Genomic DNA, 3,218 nt, shown 5'->3' on the forward strand with positions numbered 1-3,218 from the left:
TCAACGTGAGAAGTGTTGATGGTGATACCACGAGCTTTTTCTTCCGGCGCGTTATCGATCTGGTCGAATGCGCGAGCAGAACCACCGTAGGTTTTAGCCAGAACGGTAGTGATTGCAGCGGTCAGAGTAGTTTTACCATGGTCAACGTGGCCGATAGTACCGACGTTGACGTGCGGTTTTGTACGTTCAAATTTTTCTTTAGACACGGCTATATTCCTTACTATAGTGCTCTCCCCTTCTGGAGAGAGCACGGGACTTTGGTTTTAACCCTGCGGCTTATTTACCACGGGCTTCGATTACGGCCTGAGCAACGTTGTTCGGCGCATCATCATACTTCAGGAACTCCATGGAGTAAGAAGCACGACCTTTGGTCAGAGAACGCAGCTGAGTTGCATATCCGAACATTTCAGACAGCGGAACTTCAGCGTGGATCACAACGCCAGTCACGTTGGATTCCTGACCGCGCAGCATACCGCGACGACGGCTAAGGTCACCGATAACGTCACCAGTGTTCTCTTCCGGAGTTTCTACTTCAACCTTCATGATCGGCTCAAGCAGAACTGGTTTCGCTTTCTTAAAGCCATCTTTAAAGGCAATAGAAGCGGCCAGTTTAAACGCCAGTTCAGAGGAGTCAACGTCGTGGTAAGAACCGAAGTGCAGACGCACGCCCAGATCAACTACCGGATAACCAGCCAGAGGACCTGCTTTCAGCTGCTCCTGGATGCCTTTATCAACGGCCGGGATGTATTCGCCAGGAATTACACCACCTTTGATGTCGTTGATGAACTCATAACCTTTCGGGTTAGAGCCCGGCTCCAGTGGGTACATGTCGATAACGACGTGACCGTACTGACCGCGACCACCAGACTGTTTAGCGTGTTTACCTTCGATATCGGTAACTTTCGCACGAATCGCTTCGCGGTAAGCAACCTGAGGTTTACCGACGTTCGCTTCAACGTTGAATTCACGCTTCATACGGTCGACGATGATGTCGAGGTGCAGCTCACCCATACCGGCGATGATGGTCTGGTTAGATTCTTCGTCAGTCCATACGCGGAAAGACGGGTCTTCTTTAGCCAGACGGCCCAGAGCCAGACCCATTTTTTCCTGGTCAGCTTTGGTTTTCGGTTCAACAGCGATAGAGATTACCGGCTCAGGGAATTCCATACGCTCCAGAATGATCGGCGCATTAGGATCGCACAGAGTGTCACCCGTAGTTACGTCTTTCAGACCGATAGCAGCAGCGATATCGCCCGCGCGAACTTCTTTGATCTCTTCACGTTTGTTAGCGTGCATCTGTACGATACGACCGAAACGCTCACGTGCAGCTTTCACGGAGTTCAGGATGGTATCACCAGAGTTAACCACACCAGAGTATACGCGGAAGAAGGTCAGGTTACCCACGAACGGGTCGGTAGCGATTTTGAATGCCAGAGCAGCAAACGGCTCATCATCGCTAGCGTGACGCTCAGCCGGAGTATCTTTACCATCGTCCAGGATACCGTTGATCGCAGGTACGTCAACCGGGGATGGCAGGTAGTCAACTACCGCATCCAGCATCGCCTGAACACCTTTGTTCTTGAACGCAGAACCACAGGTTACCAGGATGATTTCGTTGTTCAGAACGCGCTGACGGAGAGCAGTTTTAATCTCTTCTTCAGTCAGTTCTTCACCACCCAGGTATTTCTCCATCAGCTCTTCAGAAGCTTCAGCAGCGGACTCGATCAGGTTCTGGTGCCATTCTTCGGCCAGTTCCTGCATGTCTGCCGGGATATCTTCGTAAGTGAAGGTTACACCTGCGTCTTCTTCGTTCCAGTTGATGGCTTTCATTTTCACCAGGTCAACAACACCGGTGAACGCTTCTTCAGCGCCAATCGCCAGCTGCAGCGGAACAGGGTTCGCGCCCAGACGGGTTTTGATCTGACCAACAACTTTCAGGAAGTTCGCACCCATACGGTCCATTTTGTTAACGAACGCAATGCGCGGAACTTTGTATTTGTTTGCCTGACGCCATACGGTTTCAGACTGAGGCTGAACACCACCAACTGCGCAGTAAACCATTACTGCACCATCAAGCACACGCATGGAACGTTCTACTTCGATGGTGAAGTCAACGTGCCCCGGGGTGTCGATGATGTTTACGCGATGCGGTTCATACTGCTTAGCCATACCTGACCAGAATGCAGTAGTCGCTGCGGAGGTGATAGTAATACCACGCTCCTGCTCCTGTTCCATCCAGTCCATGGTGGCAGCGCCGTCATGAACTTCACCGATTTTGTGGTTTACACCGGTGTAGAACAGAATACGTTCGGTAGTAGTAGTTTTACCGGCGTCGATGTGCGCACTGATACCGATGTTACGGTAGCGTGCGATGGGTGTTGTACGAGCCATTTGATTCCTCGTTTATTTCTTTAGGCGTTCAGTTAAGTTATCCAAAACGGGCGACTTATCTGAAGCGCCCGCCTGGTGACTAATACTCCGAAGGGATTACCAACGGTAGTGTGCGAACGCCTTGTTGGCTTCTGCCATACGGTGAACGTCTTCACGTTTCTTAACTGCAGTACCTTTGTTGTCTGCAGCATCAGAAAGTTCGTTCGCCAGACGCAGAGCCATGGATTTATCACCACGTTTACGAGCAGCTTCAACGATCCAACGCATTGCCAGAGCATTACGACGAACCGGACGGACTTCAACTGGAACCTGATAAGTAGAACCACCAACGCGGCGAGACTTAACTTCTACAGTCGGGCGCACGTTGTCGAGAGCGACTTCGAAAGCTTCCAGTTCATTTTTACCAGAGCGCTGAGCCAGGGTCTCCAGCGCGCTGTATACGATTGCTTCTGCAGTAGATTTTTTACCATCTACCATCAGGATATTTACAAATTTAGCCAGCAGTTCTGATCCGAACTTAGGATCCGGCAGGATTTTACGCTGACCAATGACGCGACGACGTGGCATGGAAATACTCCGTTGTTAATTCAGGATTGTCCAAAACTCTAAGAGTTTAGTTTGACATTAATATAAAACGTTTGGCCTTACTTAACGGAGAACCATTAAGCCTTAGGACGCTTCACGCCATACTTGGAGCGAGCTTGCTTACGGTCTTTAACGCCGGAGCAGTCAAGCGCACCACGAACGGTGTGGTAACGAACACCCGGAAGGTCTTTAACACGACCGCCACGGATCAGGATCACGGAGTGCTCCTGCAGGTTGTGACC

3 protein-coding genes and 1 pseudogene are annotated in these 3,218 nt (G+C 50.7%); all 4 read right to left on the reverse strand.

The features are described from left to right. Positions 1-206: GTP-binding protein (locus FQK12_RS00255; protein WP_042932074.1), on the reverse strand; the 206-nt coding region annotated here is incomplete at its 3' end. Positions 207-276: 70 nt separating this feature from the next. Further along, positions 277-2,391, reverse strand: a complete 2,115-nt coding sequence (gene fusA, locus FQK12_RS00260) for an elongation factor G (RefSeq protein WP_004115957.1) — start codon at positions 2,389-2,391, stop codon at positions 277-279. Positions 2,392-2,487: 96 nt separating this feature from the next. Then, the gene (gene rpsG, locus FQK12_RS00265; RefSeq protein WP_004106370.1) at positions 2,488-2,958 is read right to left on the reverse strand and encodes a 30S ribosomal protein S7; all 471 of its coding nucleotides are present in this window, start codon (positions 2,956-2,958) and stop codon (positions 2,488-2,490) included. A 95-nt stretch (positions 2,959-3,053) separates the two neighbouring features. Next, positions 3,054-3,218, reverse strand: a pseudogene (gene rpsL / locus FQK12_RS00270) (30S ribosomal protein S12); the annotation flags it as partial.

The organism is Klebsiella sp. ME-303, assembly GCF_007910085.1.
Taxonomy (GTDB): domain Bacteria; phylum Pseudomonadota; class Gammaproteobacteria; order Enterobacterales; family Enterobacteriaceae; genus Klebsiella; species Klebsiella michiganensis.